This window comes from Mycobacterium sp. 1465703.0, assembly GCF_001672975.1.
Taxonomy (GTDB): domain Bacteria; phylum Actinomycetota; class Actinomycetes; order Mycobacteriales; family Mycobacteriaceae; genus Mycobacterium.
In genome coordinates this window covers 49,184-65,710 of record NZ_LZKU01000277.1, presented here as the reverse complement: position 1 = coordinate 65,710, position 16,527 = coordinate 49,184, and the positions used below count along the sequence as shown (strand labels likewise).

Annotated in this window: 14 protein-coding genes and 1 pseudogene; 10 read left to right on the top strand and 5 right to left on the bottom strand. The window is 65.5% G+C overall.

The features are described 5' to 3' along the window. Positions 1-40: 40 nt before the first annotated feature. Positions 41-295: pseudogene (locus A5625_RS26310) on the top strand (alpha/beta hydrolase); the annotation flags it as partial. An 86-nt stretch (positions 296-381) separates the two neighbouring features. Beyond that, positions 382-999, top strand: coding sequence for a TetR/AcrR family transcriptional regulator (locus A5625_RS26305; protein WP_067001289.1), 618 nt, complete (start codon positions 382-384; stop codon positions 997-999). Between the two features lie 7 nt (positions 1,000-1,006). Here the strand turns inward: A5625_RS26305 and A5625_RS26300 are convergent, their stop codons facing one another. Next, a complete protein-coding gene (locus tag A5625_RS26300; protein WP_067001315.1) occupies positions 1,007-1,753 on the bottom strand; it encodes a DUF429 domain-containing protein in 747 nt (248 codons plus the stop codon). A gap of 49 nt (positions 1,754-1,802) precedes the next feature. On the opposite strand from A5625_RS26300, the gene purB reads away from it, so the two are divergent. Genes purB through A5625_RS26285 form a run of 3 tightly spaced genes read left to right on the top strand, consistent with a single transcriptional unit; the run spans position 1,803 to position 5,502 of the window. Then, on the top strand, positions 1,803-3,221 hold the full coding sequence (gene purB / locus A5625_RS26295) for an adenylosuccinate lyase (RefSeq protein ID WP_067001285.1): 1,419 nt from the start codon (positions 1,803-1,805) through the stop codon (positions 3,219-3,221). Continuing rightward, complete coding sequence (locus A5625_RS26290) at positions 3,218-4,483, top strand: cytochrome P450 (protein WP_067001284.1); 1,266 nt, start codon at positions 3,218-3,220, stop codon at positions 4,481-4,483. Before purB ends, A5625_RS26290 begins: the two co-directional genes overlap by 4 nt. Continuing rightward, positions 4,480-5,502, top strand: a complete 1,023-nt coding sequence (locus A5625_RS26285; RefSeq protein ID WP_067001283.1) for a tellurite resistance/C4-dicarboxylate transporter family protein — start codon at positions 4,480-4,482, stop codon at positions 5,500-5,502. Before A5625_RS26290 ends, A5625_RS26285 begins: the two co-directional genes overlap by 4 nt. Here the strand turns inward: A5625_RS26285 and A5625_RS26280 are convergent. Then, positions 5,449-6,087: a hypothetical protein gene (locus A5625_RS26280; RefSeq protein ID WP_067001282.1), complete on the bottom strand. Its 639-nt coding sequence runs from the start codon at positions 6,085-6,087 to the stop codon at positions 5,449-5,451. The two genes, A5625_RS26285 and A5625_RS26280, sit on opposite strands and share 54 nt — an antisense overlap. Positions 6,088-6,139: 52 nt before the next feature. Between A5625_RS26280 and A5625_RS26275 the strand changes: the two genes are divergently transcribed. Further along, positions 6,140-7,030 carry a phosphoribosylaminoimidazolesuccinocarboxamide synthase gene (locus A5625_RS26275; protein WP_067001281.1) on the top strand — a complete coding sequence of 297 codons (891 nt, stop codon included), beginning with the start codon at positions 6,140-6,142 and terminating at the stop codon, positions 7,028-7,030. Next, positions 7,027-9,177, top strand: coding sequence for a S9 family peptidase (locus A5625_RS26270; protein ID WP_067001279.1), 2,151 nt, complete (start codon positions 7,027-7,029; stop codon positions 9,175-9,177). Before A5625_RS26275 ends, A5625_RS26270 begins: the two co-directional genes overlap by 4 nt. 5 nt (positions 9,178-9,182) lie before the next feature. On the opposite strand, the gene A5625_RS26265 is transcribed toward A5625_RS26270, so the two are convergent. Further along, positions 9,183-10,781, bottom strand: a complete 1,599-nt coding sequence (locus A5625_RS26265) for a DHA2 family efflux MFS transporter permease subunit (RefSeq protein ID WP_067001275.1) — start codon at positions 10,779-10,781, stop codon at positions 9,183-9,185. A 152-nt stretch (positions 10,782-10,933) separates the two neighbouring features. Then, positions 10,934-12,550 carry a DHA2 family efflux MFS transporter permease subunit gene (locus A5625_RS26260; RefSeq protein ID WP_067001273.1) on the bottom strand — a complete coding sequence of 539 codons (1,617 nt, stop codon included), beginning with the start codon at positions 12,548-12,550 and terminating at the stop codon, positions 10,934-10,936. Positions 12,551-12,699: 149 nt separating this feature from the next. Between A5625_RS26260 and A5625_RS26255 the strand changes: the two genes are divergently transcribed. Continuing rightward, positions 12,700-13,404: a DUF2334 domain-containing protein gene (locus A5625_RS26255; RefSeq protein ID WP_067001271.1), complete on the top strand. Its 705-nt coding sequence runs from the start codon at positions 12,700-12,702 to the stop codon at positions 13,402-13,404. A gap of 46 nt (positions 13,405-13,450) precedes the next feature. Then, complete coding sequence (locus A5625_RS26250) at positions 13,451-15,118, top strand: FAD-binding dehydrogenase (protein WP_067001269.1); 1,668 nt, start codon at positions 13,451-13,453, stop codon at positions 15,116-15,118. A gap of 50 nt (positions 15,119-15,168) precedes the next feature. On the opposite strand, the gene A5625_RS26245 is transcribed toward A5625_RS26250, so the two are convergent. Further along, positions 15,169-15,807, bottom strand: a complete 639-nt coding sequence (locus A5625_RS26245) for an MBL fold metallo-hydrolase (RefSeq protein WP_067001261.1) — start codon at positions 15,805-15,807, stop codon at positions 15,169-15,171. Here A5625_RS26245 and A5625_RS26240 point away from each other — a divergent pair. Further along, complete coding sequence (locus A5625_RS26240) at positions 15,784-16,518, top strand: ATPase (RefSeq protein ID WP_197516235.1); 735 nt, start codon at positions 15,784-15,786, stop codon at positions 16,516-16,518. The two genes, A5625_RS26245 and A5625_RS26240, sit on opposite strands and share 24 nt — an antisense overlap. Positions 16,519-16,527: the final 9 nt, after the last annotated feature.

Below are 16,527 nucleotides of genomic sequence, written 5' to 3'. Positions count from 1 at the left end.
AAGTGGTACTGCATTGCCATTTCGGCCAAACGGCCAAGGCATAATGGCCCGCATGCCCGACTTGAGCCGACGCGCGCTGCTCGGCCTCGGCGCCGGCGCAGCTCTCGGGGCCGTCGGCGTCTACGGGGTTGACAACCTGTTAGAGCCCCGCGCATCTCACGCTGCCCCGGTGTCGACGGCCAGTACTCAGCTGCCGTTGGCGCCCGCGCCGAGCGTGCCGCGCGATCCGGCTCCTCCGGCGGCGGCCGCGCCCACCATGGTGACCGGTTCCTTCGTTTCCGAGGCGCGCGTCGGCTCAAGTCGGGCATGCGGGCCATTATGCCTTGGCCGTTTGGCCGAAATGGCAATGCAGTACCACTTTGGCTGGCACGATGGCTACTCGTGACTGCAGCGGTTACTCCAAAAGGAGAACGCCGGCGGTACGCGCTCGTGAGCGCCGCCGCCGAGCTGCTGTCCGAAGGCGGATTCGAAGCGGTTCGGCACCGCGCGGTCGCTCGGCGGGCCGGATTGCCGTTGGCCTCCACCACCTACTACTTCTCCTCGCTCGACGATCTGATGGCGCGCGCCGTCGAACACATCGCGATGATCGAGGTGGCGCAGTTGCGGTCGCGGGTCAGCGCGTTGTCGCGGCGGCGGCGGGGACCAGAGACCATCGCCGAAGTGTTGGCCGACCTGCTCGTCGGTGATGTATCCGGCCCGGGTCGCACCGATCAGCTGATCTCGCGCTATGAGAGGCACATCGCCTGTACCCGGCTGCCCGCGTTGCGCGAGACCATGCGCCGCAGTCTGCGGCAGCGCGCCGAGGCGGTCGCCGAGGCCATCGAGCGCTCGGGCCGCTCGGTGCACATCGAACTGGTGTGCACATTGATCTGCGCGGTGGACGGTTCGGTGGTGTCGGCCCTGGTCGAGGGTCGGGACCCGCGGGCGGCAGCACAGGGGGCGGTCGCCGACCTGATCGAGGTGCTGGCACCGATCGACCAGCGGCCCGTGCAGATCTGACCGACGGCTAGCCGCGGATCGGATTCGCCGGAAGCGACGGCGTCACGATGTACCCGGTGTCGAGGTCGCCGTAGACGGTCACGTTCGCCGGGTTGCGCTGCGCATACAACGCCACATAGGCGCAGACCACCGCATCAATGGGATCCTCCGCGCGGCGCAGCTCGCTTTTGCGTTGCACGGCCGTGACGGCCCGGCGCAGCCCGATCCAGCCGTCGTGCCCGGCCACGCGTAGCGGTATCGGGGCATGCGCCAGCCGCTCCACGCCGTCCATCAGCAGCAACAGCTCAGATTTCAGCTGTTCGACGGTACGGCCGGGCTTCGCCTTGTATTTCAGGGTCCGCTCCAGGCGGAACAGTGCGACGGTCGCCGCGTGCGGGTAGACCTCGATGGCGCGCCGGGCCGCGGACGACCGCGGGTCCAGATCGAGGCCCAGCGCCGCGGCCAGCCGTCCGGCGCGAGGGCCGTTGGCGAATTCGGGTTTTCCGGTGTTGCAGGGGTGAGCGCCCGCCTCGAACTTGCGGAAATCGCGGTTGAGCGCTGTCTCGGCGGGCCGCTGGCCGATCGGGTTGTTCACCACCAGCGGCGCATCGAAGGCGACCACACAATCGCCCTGCGCGTAGGGGTGCAGCGCGGCAAGGATCTCGTCGTCGTCCCGGACCGCGCAGACACCCACCAGGTCGCCGGCGGAGTCGATGGCGGCGACGCCGGTCGGGTTGCGGCCCGCCCACGCGAGGTCGACGCCGGCGAAGTACACCCGCATAGGCTATGGCCGCGACCGTAAGCTGTGTGTTCGTGAGGACCAAGTGAGCATTCCCAACGTGCTGGCCGCCCGGTACGCCAGTGCCGAGATGGTCGCGATCTGGTCGCCGGAGGCCAAGGTCGTCGCCGAGCGCCGGCTGTGGCTGGCGGTGCTGCGCGCCCAGGCCGAACTGGGCGTCTCGGTGCCTGCCCAGGCGATCGCCGACTACGAGCGAGTGCTCGAGGACGTCGATCTGGCGTCGATCGCGGACCGTGAACGGGTGCTGCGCCACGACGTCAAGGCGCGCATTGAGGAATTCAATGCGCTGGCCGGCCACGAGCACGTGCACAAGGGCATGACCAGTCGCGATCTGACCGAGAACGTGGAGCAACTGCAGATCCGGCGCTCGCTGGAACTGGTGTTCGCGCACGGTGTGGCGGTCGCGGCGCGGCTCGCCGAGCGGGCTGTGGCCTATCGCGACCTGGTGATGGCCGGACGCAGCCACAACGTCGCCGCGCAAGCCACCACGCTGGGTAAAAGGTTCGCCTCGGCGGCGCAGGAGACGCTGATCGCGCTGACCAGGCTGCGGGACTTGATCGACCGTTACCCGCTGCGCGGCATCAAAGGCCCGATGGGCACCGCGCAGGACATGCTCGACCTGTTGGACGGCGACGCGGCCAAGCTCGCCGAACTCGAGCGACGTGTGGCCGAATTCTTGGGATTCGCAACGGTTTTGACCAGTGTCGGGCAGGTGTATCCGCGCTCGCTGGATCACGACGTGCTCTCGGCGCTGGTACAGCTGGGCGCCGGACCGTCATCGATGGCGCACACCATCCGACTGATGGCCGGGCACGAGCTGGTCACCGAGGGATTCGCGCCGGGGCAGGTCGGTTCGTCGGCGATGCCGCACAAGATGAACACGCGCAGCTGCGAACGGGTCAACGGGCTGCAGGTGGTGCTGCGCGGCTACGCCTCGATGACCGCCGAGCTGGCCGGCGCGCAGTGGAACGAGGGCGACGTGTTCTGCTCGGTGGTACGTCGAGTTGCCTTGCCCGACAGCTTCTTTGCCATCGACGGTCAGATCGAGACGTTCCTGACGGTGCTCGACGAGTTCGGCGCCTATCCGGCGGTGATCGGTCGCGAGCTGGACCGCTACTTGCCGTTCCTGGCCACCACCAAGGTGCTGATCGCCGCGGTACGCGCCGGAATGGGCCGTGAGGCCGCACATCACGTGATCCGCGAACATGCGGTGGCAACCGCGCTGGCCATGCGCGAACAGGGAGCCGAGCCCGATCTGTTGGATCGACTGGCCGCCGACGAGCGGTTGCCGCTGGACCGGGCCGCCCTGGATGCCGCGCTTGCCGACAAGAAGGCTTTCACCGGTGCCGCCGGCGACCAGGTGGACGAGGTAGCGGCGCAGGTGGACGCGCTGGTGAGCCGCTACCCGGATGCGGCCAAGTACGCTCCGGGTGCGATCTTGTGACGCTGGTCGGAGCGCTGTCGCAGATCGACTTCACCGATCTGGACAACTTCGCCAATGGATTTCCGCATGACCTGTTCGCCATCCACCGGCGAGAGGCCCCGGTGTACTGGCATTCACCGACCGACAATACCCCGGACGGCGAAGGCTTCTGGTCGGTGGCCAGCTACGCGGAAACGCTTGAGGTTCTCAAGGATCCGGTGACGTATTCCTCGGTAACCGGTGGGAGTCGGCCGTACGGCGGCACGCTGTTGCAGGACCTGGCGATCGCCGGCCAGGTGCTCAACATGATGGACGATCCGCGGCATTCCCGGATTCGGCGCCTGGTCAGCTCCGGGCTGACACCGCGGATGATTCGTCTGGTCGAAGATGATCTGCGGACCCGGGCGCGGCGGCTGCTGGACGCGGTGGTGCCCGGCGAGCCGTTCGACTTCCTGGTCGACATCGCTGCCGAGCTGCCGATGCAGATGATCTGCATCCTGCTGGGCGTCCCGGAATCCGAACGGCATTGGTTGTTCGAGGCGATCGAGCCGCAGTTCGATTTCGGTGGTTCGCGCAAGGCTGCGCTCTCGCAGCTGTCGGTCTCCGAAAGAGACGCAGCGGCCGGATCGCGGATGTATGAGTACGGCCGCCAGTTGATCGCGTCCAAGCGCGAAAACCCGTCCGACGACATGTTGTCGGTAGTGGCCAACGCAACGCTCGACGACCTCGATGGTGTTGACGCGTCGGCACTTTCAGATCTCGAGCTGTACCTGTTCTTCAGTTTGTTGTTCAGCGCCGGCGCGGAGACCACCCGCAACGCGGTCGCGGGCGGACTGCTGGCGCTGGCCAACCATCCGCACCAATTGCAGGCACTGCGTGGCGATCTCGACGCGCTGCCCACGGCGGTCGAAGAGATGGTGAGATGGACCTCCCCATCGCCCTCCAAGCGGCGCACCGCTACCCGCGACATCACGCTGGGCGGGCAGTCGATCGAGGCCGGACAGAAGGTACAGATTTGGGAGGGCTCGGCGAATCGCGATGCGGGCGTGTTCGGGAACGCCGACGAATTCGACATCACCCGAAAGCCCAACCCGCATCTGGGGTTCGGCCAGGGTGTGCACTATTGCCTGGGTGCCAATTTGGCCCGGCTGGAGCTGCGGGTGCTGTTCGAAGAGCTGCTCAACCGGTTCGGTGGAGTGCGCGTCGTCCGGGTCGAATGGGCCCGCAGCAATCGGCATACCGGCATCCGGCACCTCGTCGTGGAGCTACGCGAAGGACAGTGACCATCCGGTGCGCCGACGTCGAGCCCTCACCCGATGTGTTCGCCGCGGTGATGGCAACGGGAATCTTGTCGATCGGCGCGCACAACCACGGATATCGCTTGATCAGCGACACGATGGGCGTCATCGCCACCCTCGGCCTGGTCCTCCTGGTTGCCTTCGTTGCCGCCAAAGCCTGCACCCCCGGCCACCAGTTGCGCTGGGATCTGACCGATCCCGACGTCACCCTGCGCTTGATCACCTTTGTCGCCGCCTGCGCGGTGATCGATTCGCGGTTGTCGTCCAATGTGTTGCTGGCATGGGTGCTCGGCGTCGTCTGCCCGGTGTCCTGGTTGGTGCTGATCCTGCTCAGCGCGCGGAATATGTCGGCGCACCGCTGGCCAGAGCTGCGCGATCGCGCCCACGGCGCCTGGCAATTGGGCAGCGTGGGAACCTCTGGCTTAGCGATTGTGATCGCCCGGGCGGCCCGTCACACCGGCCAACACTGGTGGCTCGCGGTCGCTGTGGCCGGATGGGTGGCGGCGCTGTGCATCTATGCCCTGATGACCTGGCTGACTCTGTGGCGCGTCGTGAACGAACGTCAGGACCGGGACGGCTTTGAACCCGACACCTGGATCCTGATGGGCGGCATGGCAATTGCGACGCTGGCCGGCGACGACATCTATAGTGTGGCCCCCGCCTGGCTGGCCGGACCGGTGCGCGCGGTCACCATCGTGACGTGGGTGACTGCCACGCTGTGGATCCCGCCGCTGATCTACTTCGCCCTGCACCGCATCAGGCGCTATCCCGACGTGCTGCGGTTCGCCGGTGTGTGGTGGGCCTTCGTCTTCCCGCTGGGCATGTATTCCGCGGCCAGCTTCGCCATGGCTATCGAAATCGGTCAGCGATCGCTGCTCACCGTTTCGCTGGTCTTCTTCTGGGATGCGTTGGCCGCGTGGTTCATTGTTGTCGTCGCCGGACTGCTGCTCTTAACGCGCGCGTTGCTGCGCACTCCCACGGATCGCGATACCGGCCGACCGTAATTCCAGCGCGGCCAGCTCGCCGATGGTGGCGGGATCTTCGCGGCGCCACCCACCGACCGGGTCCGCGCTGACGGCCATCAGTTTCCGGGGTTGGCGATTGGTCAACGCGCGCAGCGCAAGCAATTGCGTACCGGCCGGAGTCGAGGCCAATGCGGTCACCGCCAACTTTCGCCGAAAGAAGCGAAGCCGCAAAAAAAGCCACGGGAGCACGGCGATGAGAATCGGCACCGCCACGACTGCCATCGCAAGCAGCACCGCGAGCCAGCTCGCCGTGCTGTCCAGGTCGTGGCCGGCGCCCGCGATGTCCAGCGCCGCCTGGCTGGCCGAGTTGAGCGGCTTGCTGACCGTGTCGCCCACCACCGGGATGTGCTGGGCGCCGTGGCCGGCCGACGCGAGGTTGCCGGCAATACCGTTGGCGCCACTCTCGACTTGCCGCCCGGCGTCGGCGATAGTGGCGACGGCGTCATAGACCGCCAGCCCGACGAGCAGCCAGAGCACTGTCCACACGACCACGGCGAGGTCGCTGAACAGCTGGGCGGCCAGCCGGCCCGGCCTGGTGGAATAGGGCAGAAACCGCGGTGTCATAGCCCCGATCCCAGCACAAAGCCCGCTTGCAGGTGCCCGATAGGCTGACCGGATGCCTGCACTGTCCGACTATCAGCATCTGGCCAGCGGTAAGGTCCGCGAGCTGTATCGCGTCGACGACGCGCACCTGCTGCTGGTCGCCACCGACCGGATCTCGGCGTACGACTTCGTCCTGGACAGCACCATCCCGGACAAGGGCCGCATTCTCACCGCTATGAGTGTCTTCTTCTTCGGGCTCGTCGACGCACCCAACCATCTGGCCGGACCACCCGACGATCCACGTATCCCCGACGAAGTCCTGGGCCGTGCGTTGCTGGTGCGCCAACTGGACATGCTTCCGGTGGAATGCGTGGCGCGTGGTTACCTGACCGGCTCGGGATTACTCGACTATCAGGCGACGGGGAAGGTCTGTGGCATCACCTTGCCGCCGGGACTGGTCGAAGCCAGCCGATTCGCCGAACCGCTGTTCACTCCCGCGACGAAAGCCGCGCTGGGGGACCACGACGAAAACGTCTCATTCGCACGGGTGATCGAGATGGTGGGTCCGGTGCGTGCCAACCAACTGCGTGACCGGACATTGCAGATCTACATTCAGGCCGCCGATCACGCACTCCGGAAGGGAATCATCATCGCGGACACCAAATTCGAATTCGGCACCGACCGGGACGGCAACATGTTGCTGGCCGACGAAATCTTCACGCCGGATTCTTCGCGGTACTGGCCGGCCGACGAGTACCAGGTGGGCGTGGTGCAGAACAGCTTCGACAAGCAGTTCGTCCGCAACTGGCTGACCAGTCCCGAGTCGGGTTGGGACCGGCACGGCTCGCAACCCCCGCCGCCGTTGCCGGAACACATCATCGAAGCCACCCGCGACCGCTATGTCGATGCCTACGAACGAATTTCGGGTCTGAGCTTCGGCGACTGGATCGGTCCCAGCGCATGACCGAACCGGTTCTGGACGGGTCCGTACCCCCCGTCGCCAAGCGGGTGGACAGCCGGCGCGAGCACCACGGGGATGTCTTCGTCGACCCGTATGAGTGGCTGCGCGAAAAGACCGACCCCGAAGTCATCGCCTACCTCGAGGCGGAAAACGCGTACGTCGATCAGATGACCGCCCACCTCGAACCGCTGCGCCAGCAGATATTCGACGAGATCAAGGCGCGCACCAAGGAGACGGATCTGTCGGTACCGACCCGGCGGGGCCAGTGGTGGTACTACGCGCGCACCTACGAGGGCAAGCAATACCGCGTCCAGTGTCGTTGTCCGGTAAGCGACTCCGGCGACTGGGATCCGCCAGTTCTGGACGAGAACACCGAGATCCCGGGCGAGCAGATCCTGCTCGATTCCAATGCCGAAGCAGAGGGGAACGAATTCTTTTCGCTGGGTGCCGCGACCGTCAGCCTGGATGGAAACCTGCTGGCGTATTCGGTCGACGTCCTCGGGGATGAGCGTTATACGTTGCGGTTCAAGGATTTACGCACCGGTGAGTTGTATCCCGACGAGATCGCCGATATCGCGGCGGGTGCGACCTGGGCCGCCGACAACCGCACCGTGTACTACCTGACCCTGGATGCCGCCCACCGCCCCGACAAAGTCTGGCGGTATCGGGTGGGCTCCGGTGAAGAGTCGGAGCTGGTTTATCACGAGGCCGACGAAAAGTATTGGCTTGGTGTGGGACTCACACGCAGTGACGCCTATGTCTTCATCGCCTCGGGCTCCTCGATCACCTCCGAGTATCGCTACGCCGACGCCGCCGATCCGCATGCCCAGTTCACCGTCGTGCTGCCGCGGCGTGAGGGTGTCGAGTACTCGGTGGAGCACGCAGTCATCGGCGGGCAGGACCGGTTCTTGATCCTGCACAACGACGGCGCGGTCAACTTCACCCTCACCGAGGCGCCGGTCAGCGATCCGACGCAGCAGCGCACGCTGATCCCGCACCGTGACGATGTTCGGCTCGACGCGGTGGATGCTTTCGCCCGTCATCTGGTCGTCAGTTATCGGCGCGAGGCGTTGCCCCGGATGCAGCTGTGGCCGATCAACACCGACGGCACTTATGGGCAGCCCGAAGAGATTTCGTTCGACTCTGAGCTTATGTCGGCCGGTCCGGCCGGCAACCCCAACTGGGATGCCCCCAAGCTGCGGATCAGGGCGGGATCACTCGTCATTCCGGCACGGGTCTACGACATCGACCTGGTCACCGGTGAACGCACCCTGCTACGCGAGCAGCCCGTACTCGGTGACTATCGACCCGACGACTACGTGGAGCGGCGTGATTGGGCGGTCGCCGAGGACGGCACCCGTATCCCGGTGTCGATCGTGCACCGCGCCGGCATCGAATTTCCGGCCCCGGCCTTGCTTTACGGCTACGGCGCGTACGAGCTGTGCACAGACCCGAGCTTTTCCATCGCCCGGTTGTCGCTGCTGGACCGCGGCATGGTGTTCGCAATCGCGCACGTCCGGGGTGGTGGCGAGATGGGCCGGCTGTGGTACGAGCATGGCAAGCTTTTGGAGAAGAAGAATACCTTCACCGACTTCGTGGCCGTGGCAAAGCATTTGGTGGACTCCAAGGTGACCCAACCCCGCCAGCTGGTGGCGTTGGGGGGTAGTGCCGGCGGCCTGCTGGTGGGGGCGGTGGCCAACCTGGCACCGGAGCTTTTCGCCGGGATCCTGGCGCAGGTCCCGTTCGTCGATCCGCTGACCACCATCCTGGATCCGTCCTTGCCGCTGACCGTCACCGAGTGGGACGAATGGGGAAACCCGTTGGCGGACAAGGAGGTTTACTCCTACATGAAATCCTATTCGCCGTATGAGAACGTCGAGACCAAGCGCTACCCGGCGATTCTGGCGATGACGTCGCTGAATGACACCAGGGTCTATTACGTGGAGCCGGCCAAATGGGTTGCGGCGCTGCGGCACGCCAACGGTGATGGCGGCACTGTTCTGTTGAAGACCCAGATGAACGCCGGGCATGGTGGGGTCAGTGGTCGCTACAAGGGCTGGGAGGAAGTCGCGTTCCAATACGCATGGCTGTTAGCCACCGCCGAGGGCGAGCGCTACGGCGGCGAGAAGGACCACCTGGGCGCGGGATGATCGCGCTATTCGCCAACCGGGTGGGCCGGCGGCTTCTTCGGCAAGAACGCCGCCGGGATGATGGTGAACGCCATCAGCACGACGGCCAGTACGAACACCACCGTGAAGGCGTGCGCCAACTGGTCAGATAGATGGCTGGCCAGATCCGGAGTAATCGGCTGCCTTGGTACGCCCGACGGGTCGACCGGCAGGTTCTGCTTGCCGGCGCCCTGGCGTGCTCCGCCCACCCGGTTCGCCGCGGCCAGCAACTCCTCGGCGTGCGACTGATTGGTCAGGATCACCGCCATGACCGCGGCCCCGATGGACCCGCCAATCTGCTGGTTGACGGTGATCAGCGTCGTACCGCGGGCGACCTGATGCGGGGCCAGGGCCTGCATCAGCGCCGCGTTGAGCGGTGTGGTGGTGAGGCCGATCCCCAGGCCCATGATGGCGAGGCCGGACAGCAGTAGCGGTGAGTATTCGGCATGCCGGGCGACGCCGTACGCGAAGACGCTCAGACCCGCGGCCATCAGTGGCAGCCCGATCAGCACGATCTTGCCGGGGCCGTGTTTGTCCATGAAGGCGCCGCCGAGCGGCATGGTCACCACCGCCCCGATACCGACCGGCAGCATGTGCATCCCGGCCTGCATCGGTGTTTCCTGGCCGACGATCTGAAAATAACCCGGGACCAACAGCCCGGTGCCGACCGAGGCCGCCCCGAACACCAGCAGCGTCGCATTGACCTGAGTGACCACGGGATTGCGAAATAGCCGCAGATCAATGAGGGGGTGATCGGTGCGATACCAGGCGTGCAGGACGAACCCGATAATGAGACCGACGCCGACGAGTGTCGGCACCAATACGTAGCGATCGACTATTGTGTGCCGTCCCGGGATCGAACACACTCCGCACAGCAGAATCGCCACCCCGGGGGACAGCAACAGTGCGCCGGCGAGGTCGAGGGCCTCCGATGGGGTCGAGCGATCTTTCGGGAAGATGATCGCCGCCAGTGCGGCCGCCGCCAGCCCGATCGGCACGTTGATCAGGAAGATCCACTTCCAGCCATAGGCGCCGATCAACCAGCCGCCCAGGATGGGGCCGCCGATGGGGCCGAGAAGAATCGGGATTCCGCCGATCGCCATCAGGCGGCCGACCCGCTTCGGTCCTGCTTCGTGCGTCAAGATGACGAAGCTGAGCGGCAACAGCATGCCGCCGCCCATACCCTGAACCACCCGAAACAGGATGAGCAGGAATATATTTGGCGCCAAGGCACACAGCAGCGATCCCAGCGTGAAGATAAGAACTGAACCTATGAAGAGGCGTTTGGTGCCGAACCGATCCGCCGCCCATCCGCTAATCGGGATCACGGTCGCAAATGCGAGCATGTAGCCGGCGACCGTCCACGACACGACTACCTGACTGGCTCCGAATTGGGCGATGAAGGCACGTTGCGCGACGGCGACTACGGTGCTGTCCAGCACCGCCATGATGCAGGCCAGCCCGCAGACTCCGGCGATACGGAACAGCGCGGCGTCCAGCTTGTCGGGGTATTCACCGGACCGCGGCGAGAGTCCCCCAGCGGTGGGCAACGGGACGCTGAAAGCTGCAGAGGGGGTCTTCTCCATGGCGCCGTGAGCATATCCAGACCGTCGCCGCGACTGAAGTGGTTTCGCTCGCAATTGGCCGCTTGCAGGCCTTGGAAATTTTGCTGCGCCGCATTGTCTGGCACCTATTGACGCGTTGAACAGGTGCGTCGCGGACTGTTAGCGTGTCGACGCTATTCGCCCGCCGTTTCGCTTGCCGGCTTTTTCGGCAGAAACGACGCCGGGATGAGTGTGCAAACCACCAGCACGACGGCGATCACGAAGACCGCCGTATAGGCACGTGAAAGATCGTGCACAACACTGCCCCAGAAGTCGGGGGCAAGCGACTGCCGCGGGATGGCGGATTGGTCGACCGGTAGCCCGTCGAGTGCCGCCTTCTGATGCAGGGCGGCGAGCTTGTTCGCTGCGACGATATTCGGGCTCCGATTGAACTGATTTGTCAGGATCATCGACATCAGCGCGGTTCCCATTGAGCCGCCCACCTGATGGCTGACGCTCATCAGCGTCGTTCCCCGGGCGATCTGATGGGGCGCCAGCGCCTGCACCGACGCGACGGACAGCGGCATCATGGTGCAGCCCATGCCCAGGCCCATAATCGCCAGCCCGACCAGCAACGTGGGCAAATAATGCATCTGGGTGGCCACCCCGAAGGCGAAGGCGCTAAGGCCGGCGGTGATCAGCACAATCCCGACCAGCACGATCTTGCCTGGTCCCTGCCTGTCCACCAGTGGTCCGGTCAGCCGCATGGTCAGCATGGCGCCGAGTCCCTGAGGGATCATGTGCACGCCGGCCTGCATCGGCGTCTGGTGCAGCACCTGCTGGAAATAGCTGGGAAGCAGCAGGCCGGCGCCGAAAAATGCGCCGGCGAAGACCAGCATCGTCACATTCGCGTGGGTCAGCACCGGATTGCGGAACAGCCGCAGATCTATCAGTGGGTGATCGGCGTGATGCCAGGCGTGCACCACGAAGCCGGCAATCAAAGCCAGTCCGATCACCGCCGGTATCACCACGTGGCGGTCGGCCACGGTGCCCCGGCCGGGGATGGACGACACCGCGAACAAAAACATCGCCAGGCCGGGCGAGAGCAGCAGCACGCCGACGGCGTCAAAGGTTTCCGAGCGGGCCGGATGATCTCGGGGGAACACGATCGCGGCGAGGGCGATGGTCAGAAATCCGATCGGTACATTGATCAGAAAGATCCACCGCCAGCTCGAGCTGTCGATCAGCCAGCCGCCCAGGATCGGCCCACCGATCGGGGCGAGCAGCATCGGGATGCTCAGGATCGACATCAGCCGACCAAGCCGTCTCGGACCCGCTTCACGGGTCAAGATCATGAATCCCAACGGCAGCAGCATGCCACCGCCGATTCCCTGGATCACCCGAAAGGCGATGAGCTGCACAATGTTTGCGGCAATCGCACACAGCAGCGAACCCAGTATGAAGGCCACCACCGAGCCCATGAAGAGGCGCTTGGTGCCGAATCGGTCGGCCGCCCACCCGGTTATCGGGATCACGGTCGCCAACGCGAGCGTGTAGCCGGTCATCGTCCAGGCCACCACGGCCTGGGAGGACGCGAACTGGTCGATGAAGGTGCGCTGCGCAACGCTGACGACGGTGACGTCCAGGATCGCCATCACGGTGGCCAAGATGCACACACCGGAGATCCGCAGCAGCGCGGCGTCGAGCTTGTCGGGATATTCCCGTTCTTCGGCGCCCGGCTGCCCGGTGTGGGCTGGCGGCGGGGTTTTGGCCGCCGCGTACGAGGCCTCATCCATGGCGTTGCTTAGCATATCGAACAGATCACATCGGCTGACATGCGCGGCGGTCCTGGTCAGCGCGGATGCCACCGAAATGAGTTATTGCGCTGGATGTGCGCATATACGCCTGCTGTCTGCGTGTCCTTCACCATTCCGACACTTGAGATCGGCAAACTGCTGGTGTGTCTGGAAAATTGATCGTCTCGGTCTCGGGGATTGGCGAACGCACCCTGCCTGACGTCGAGGCGTTCTGCGCGCAAATGGACGCCCGTAAAGTACCGGTGTCGTTACTCGTGGCTCCCCGTCTATCCGGTGACTACCGCCTCGATCACGACCCGGGAACCGTCGAATGGCTGACCACTCGTCGCGCCGGCGGTGACGCCATCGTGCTGCACGGCTACGACGACGCGGCCACCAAGAAACGCCGCGGCGAATTCGCGATCTTGCGGGCGCACGAGGCCAATCTGCGACTGATGGCCGCCGACCGGGTGCTCGAGCACCTTGGTTTGCGTACCCGCTTGTTTGCCGCGCCTGGCTGGGTGGTGTCACCCGGCGTTGTTAAAGCATTGCCGGCAAACGGATTTCGACTACTGGCCGATCTGCATGGGATCACCGACCTGGTGCGGCATACCACGGTTCGCGCACGAGTCCTCGGCATCGGAGAGGGCTTCCTCACCGAGCCCTGGTGGTGCCGGATGGTGGTGCTGTCCGCCGAGCGGATCGCCCGACGCGGCGGTGTGGTGCGGGTCGCTGTTGCGGCTCGACACTTACGTAAACCCGGTCCACTGCAGGCCATGGTGGACGCGGTTGACCTGGCGTTGATGCACAGTTGCACGCCCACGGTGTACCGCTGGGACAACGCGAAGGCAATGCTCGACGCCGCCTGAGTAGCGACTGCTTGACCTGCCCGTCCGGGCACTACCCTGGTCCGACATGAGCGAATCTTCGGTTGCGGGGTTCGAGGCTGACGCCATCGTCGTCGGGGCGGGACTGGCCGGCCTGGTCGCCGCATGCGAGCTGGTGGATCGCGGCTTGCGGGTGCTCGTTCTCGACCAGGAGAACAGCGCCAACCTGGGCGGGCAGGCCTTCTGGTCCTTCGGCGGGCTGTTCTTCGTCGACAGCCCCGAGCAGCGCCGGTTGGGGATCCGGGACAGTCATGAGCTCGCCTTGCAGGACTGGCTTGGTACGGCGGCATTCGACCGCCCGGAGGACTACTGGCCACGCCAATGGGCGCACGCCTACGTCGATTTCGCGGCCGGGGAGAAACGCAGCTGGTTGCGTTCGCGGGGACTCAAGCTTTTCCCGCTGGTGGGCTGGGCCGAACGGGGCGGATACGACGCACAGGGGCACGGCAATTCGGTTCCCCGCTTCCACATCACCTGGGGTACCGGACCCGCGCTGGTTGAGATCTTCGCCCGGCAATTGCGCGACCGCTCATCGGTGCGCTTTGCGCACCGTCATCAGGTCGACGAGTTGATCGTCGAGGGCGAGGCGGTGACCGGCGTGCGGGGCACGGTGCTGGAGCCCTCGGCTGCTCCCAGAGGAGTCGCGTCGTCACGAAAACCAGTCGGGGAGTTCCAATTTCGCGCTGATGCGGTGATCGTGACGAGTGGTGGCATCGGGGCCAACCACGATCTGGTTCGGAAGAATTGGCCGAAGCGAATGGGTCGCGTCCCCGAGCAACTGCTGAGCGGAGTGCCGGCCCATGTCGATGGCCGGATGATCGAGATTTCGCAGCGGGCCGGGGCGCGGGTGATCAACCCGGACCGGATGTGGCACTACACCGAGGGCATCACCAACTACGACCCGATCTGGCCGTTGCACGGGATCCGGATCATTCCGGGCCCGTCGTCGCTGTGGCTCGACGCGGGCGGCAAGCGGTTACCGGTTCCGCTTTATCCCGGTTTCGATACGCTCGGCACCTTGGAGTACATCACCAAATCCGGGTTCGATTACACCTGGTTTGTGTTGAACGCCAAGATCATTGAGAAGGAATTCGCCCTCTCTGGGCAGGAGCAGAATCCGGACCTGACCGGACAGAGCGTACGCGAGCTGCTGCGGAATCGGGCCCGGTCCGGGCCGCCGGGGCCGGTGCAGGCGTTTGTCGATCGGGGTGTGGACTTTGTCAGCGCGAACTCGTTGCGCGACTTGGTGACCGCGATGAACAAGCTGCCCGACGTGCAGCCGCTGGATTACGCCACGGTGGAGGCCGAGGTGACCGCGCGCGACCGGGAGGTCGCCAACAGGTTCAGCAAAGACGGTCAGATCACGGCGATCCGCGCGGCCCGCAACTATCTCGGTGACCGGCTGGGGCGGGTGGTGGCGCCGCACCGGCTGACCGATCCGAAGGCGGGACCGATGATCGCGGTCAAGCTGCATATCTTGACGCGAAAAACGTTGGGCGGCATCGAAACCGACCTTGCCGCACGGGTTTTGAAAGCCGACGGTACGCCGCTCACGGGTCTGTACGCGGCCGGTGAGGTGGCCGGCTTCGGCGGCGGCGGGGTGCACGGTTATCGCGCCTTGGAGGGAACGTTCCTGGGTGGCTGCATCTTTTCCGGCCGGGCCGCGGGCCGGGGCGCCGCGGACGACATCACCTAGCCGGCGTGGAAGCCGAACACGGGCGACCGCTACCGGCCGGCGTGGCCGCGCTAGAAGGTGACGGCGTCTTCTTCGGGCAATACCTGGAAGTCGGTGCTGGTCATCTCGGTGAGCCGCCCGTAGTAGATGCCCCGCGCGTCTGGGGCGATGATGCCCTGGTGAATGGGAACGGCGCGCGCCGGGGCCACCGCCCGTAGGTAATCGACCGCCTCGGACACCTTCATCCACGGCGCGGCCGCCGGGGTGGCCAAGACGTCCACCGGCTCGTCGGGTACGAACAGCGCGTCACCGGGATGCATCAACCGGGCACGATGGTCGGCATCGCCCAACAGAAACGAAATGTTCTCTATCACAGGGATTTCCGGGTGGATGACCGCATGTTTACCGCCGACGGCGCGAACCGTCAGTTCGCCGATGTTCAACTCGTCGCCGACATGGACCGCTTGGCACGGGGCACCCAGTTGGGCGGTCGTCTGCGGGTCAGCGTAAAGCGCCGCCTCCGGGTTACCCTCGAGCAATGCAGGCAGCCGTTTGGCGTCGATATGGTCGGGATGCTGATGGGTGATCAAGATCGCGGTTAAGCCGGTGATTCCCTCGAAACCGTGCGCGAAGGTACCTGGATCAAAGAGCACGCGGGTGTGGTCGAACTCGGCAAGTAGGCACGAATGGCCGAAATGCGTCAGCTGCATATCTACGATTGTGCCTTGATGCACAAGCTCCCGATGCGCGTGATTCTCGCCACGATGCTGGTCGCCGGCGGCTTCGTGGTAGCTCTGGTGGTCGTCATCCCTGCGCATGCCGAGCCGGAGACTTGCCCGGGCTTGTGCGACCGGATCCCCAACACCGCCTGGATCGATCAGCACGCGGTGCCCCTGGACGCGGTGTACCACTGGCCCGCGCTGGCCGGCCAGGCGGTGCAGACGACCGGTTCGGCGCCCGGCCCGCGTTTCCGGTTCGAGGAGGTATGCGGTTCGCCGGCGATTCCGCAGGACCCCCGCGACTCGGCCGTCGCGGCTCGCGCGACAATCCAGCATCCGGACGGGCAGTGGCAACTGCAGGCCCAGGTCCTGCACTGGCGCGGTGATACCGCCCACGGCGGCACACTCGCGTCCACGGCCTTCGCCAATGCCGTCACCGCGCTGCGGGCCTGCCAGCAGCGCGCACCCGACGAATCACCGTCGCTGACCAGCAACGAATCGACCCGGATGGCCGCCGTGGTCAGTGGTCCGATTGTGATGCACACCTACCTGTTCGCCCACCCGGCCAGCAGCACGATCAGTGAGGTCACGCTCTGGTCGTCAGCGCCGCCGCAGACGGCCTGGCCGGCGATGGCCGACGATCCGGTGCTCAACGCGATGAGCGCGCCGCTGTGCGAGGCCTACATCGCCTCGTGTCCGTAAGCTCGCCGG

Bases quoted from the DNA above. Each gene is read 5' to 3' on its own strand.
- A5625_RS26245 (WP_067001261.1), bottom strand. From the start codon at position 15,807: ATGCAGCTGACGCATTTCGGCCATTCGTGCCTACTTGCCGAGTTCGAC.
- A5625_RS26265 (WP_067001275.1), bottom strand. From the start codon at position 10,781: ATGGAGAAGACCCCCTCTGCAGCTTTCAGCGTCCCGTTGCCCACCGCT.
- A5625_RS26260 (WP_067001273.1), bottom strand. From the start codon at position 12,550: ATGCTAAGCAACGCCATGGATGAGGCCTCGTACGCGGCGGCCAAAACC.
- A5625_RS26250 (WP_067001269.1), top strand. From the start codon at position 13,451: ATGAGCGAATCTTCGGTTGCGGGGTTCGAGGCTGACGCCATCGTCGTC.
- A5625_RS26280 (WP_067001282.1), bottom strand. From the start codon at position 6,087: ATGACACCGCGGTTTCTGCCCTATTCCACCAGGCCGGGCCGGCTGGCC.
- A5625_RS26275 (WP_067001281.1), top strand. From the start codon at position 6,140: ATGCCTGCACTGTCCGACTATCAGCATCTGGCCAGCGGTAAGGTCCGC.
- A5625_RS26240 (WP_197516235.1), top strand. From the start codon at position 15,784: ATGGCCGAAATGCGTCAGCTGCATATCTACGATTGTGCCTTGATGCAC.
- A5625_RS26270 (WP_067001279.1), top strand. From the start codon at position 7,027: ATGACCGAACCGGTTCTGGACGGGTCCGTACCCCCCGTCGCCAAGCGG.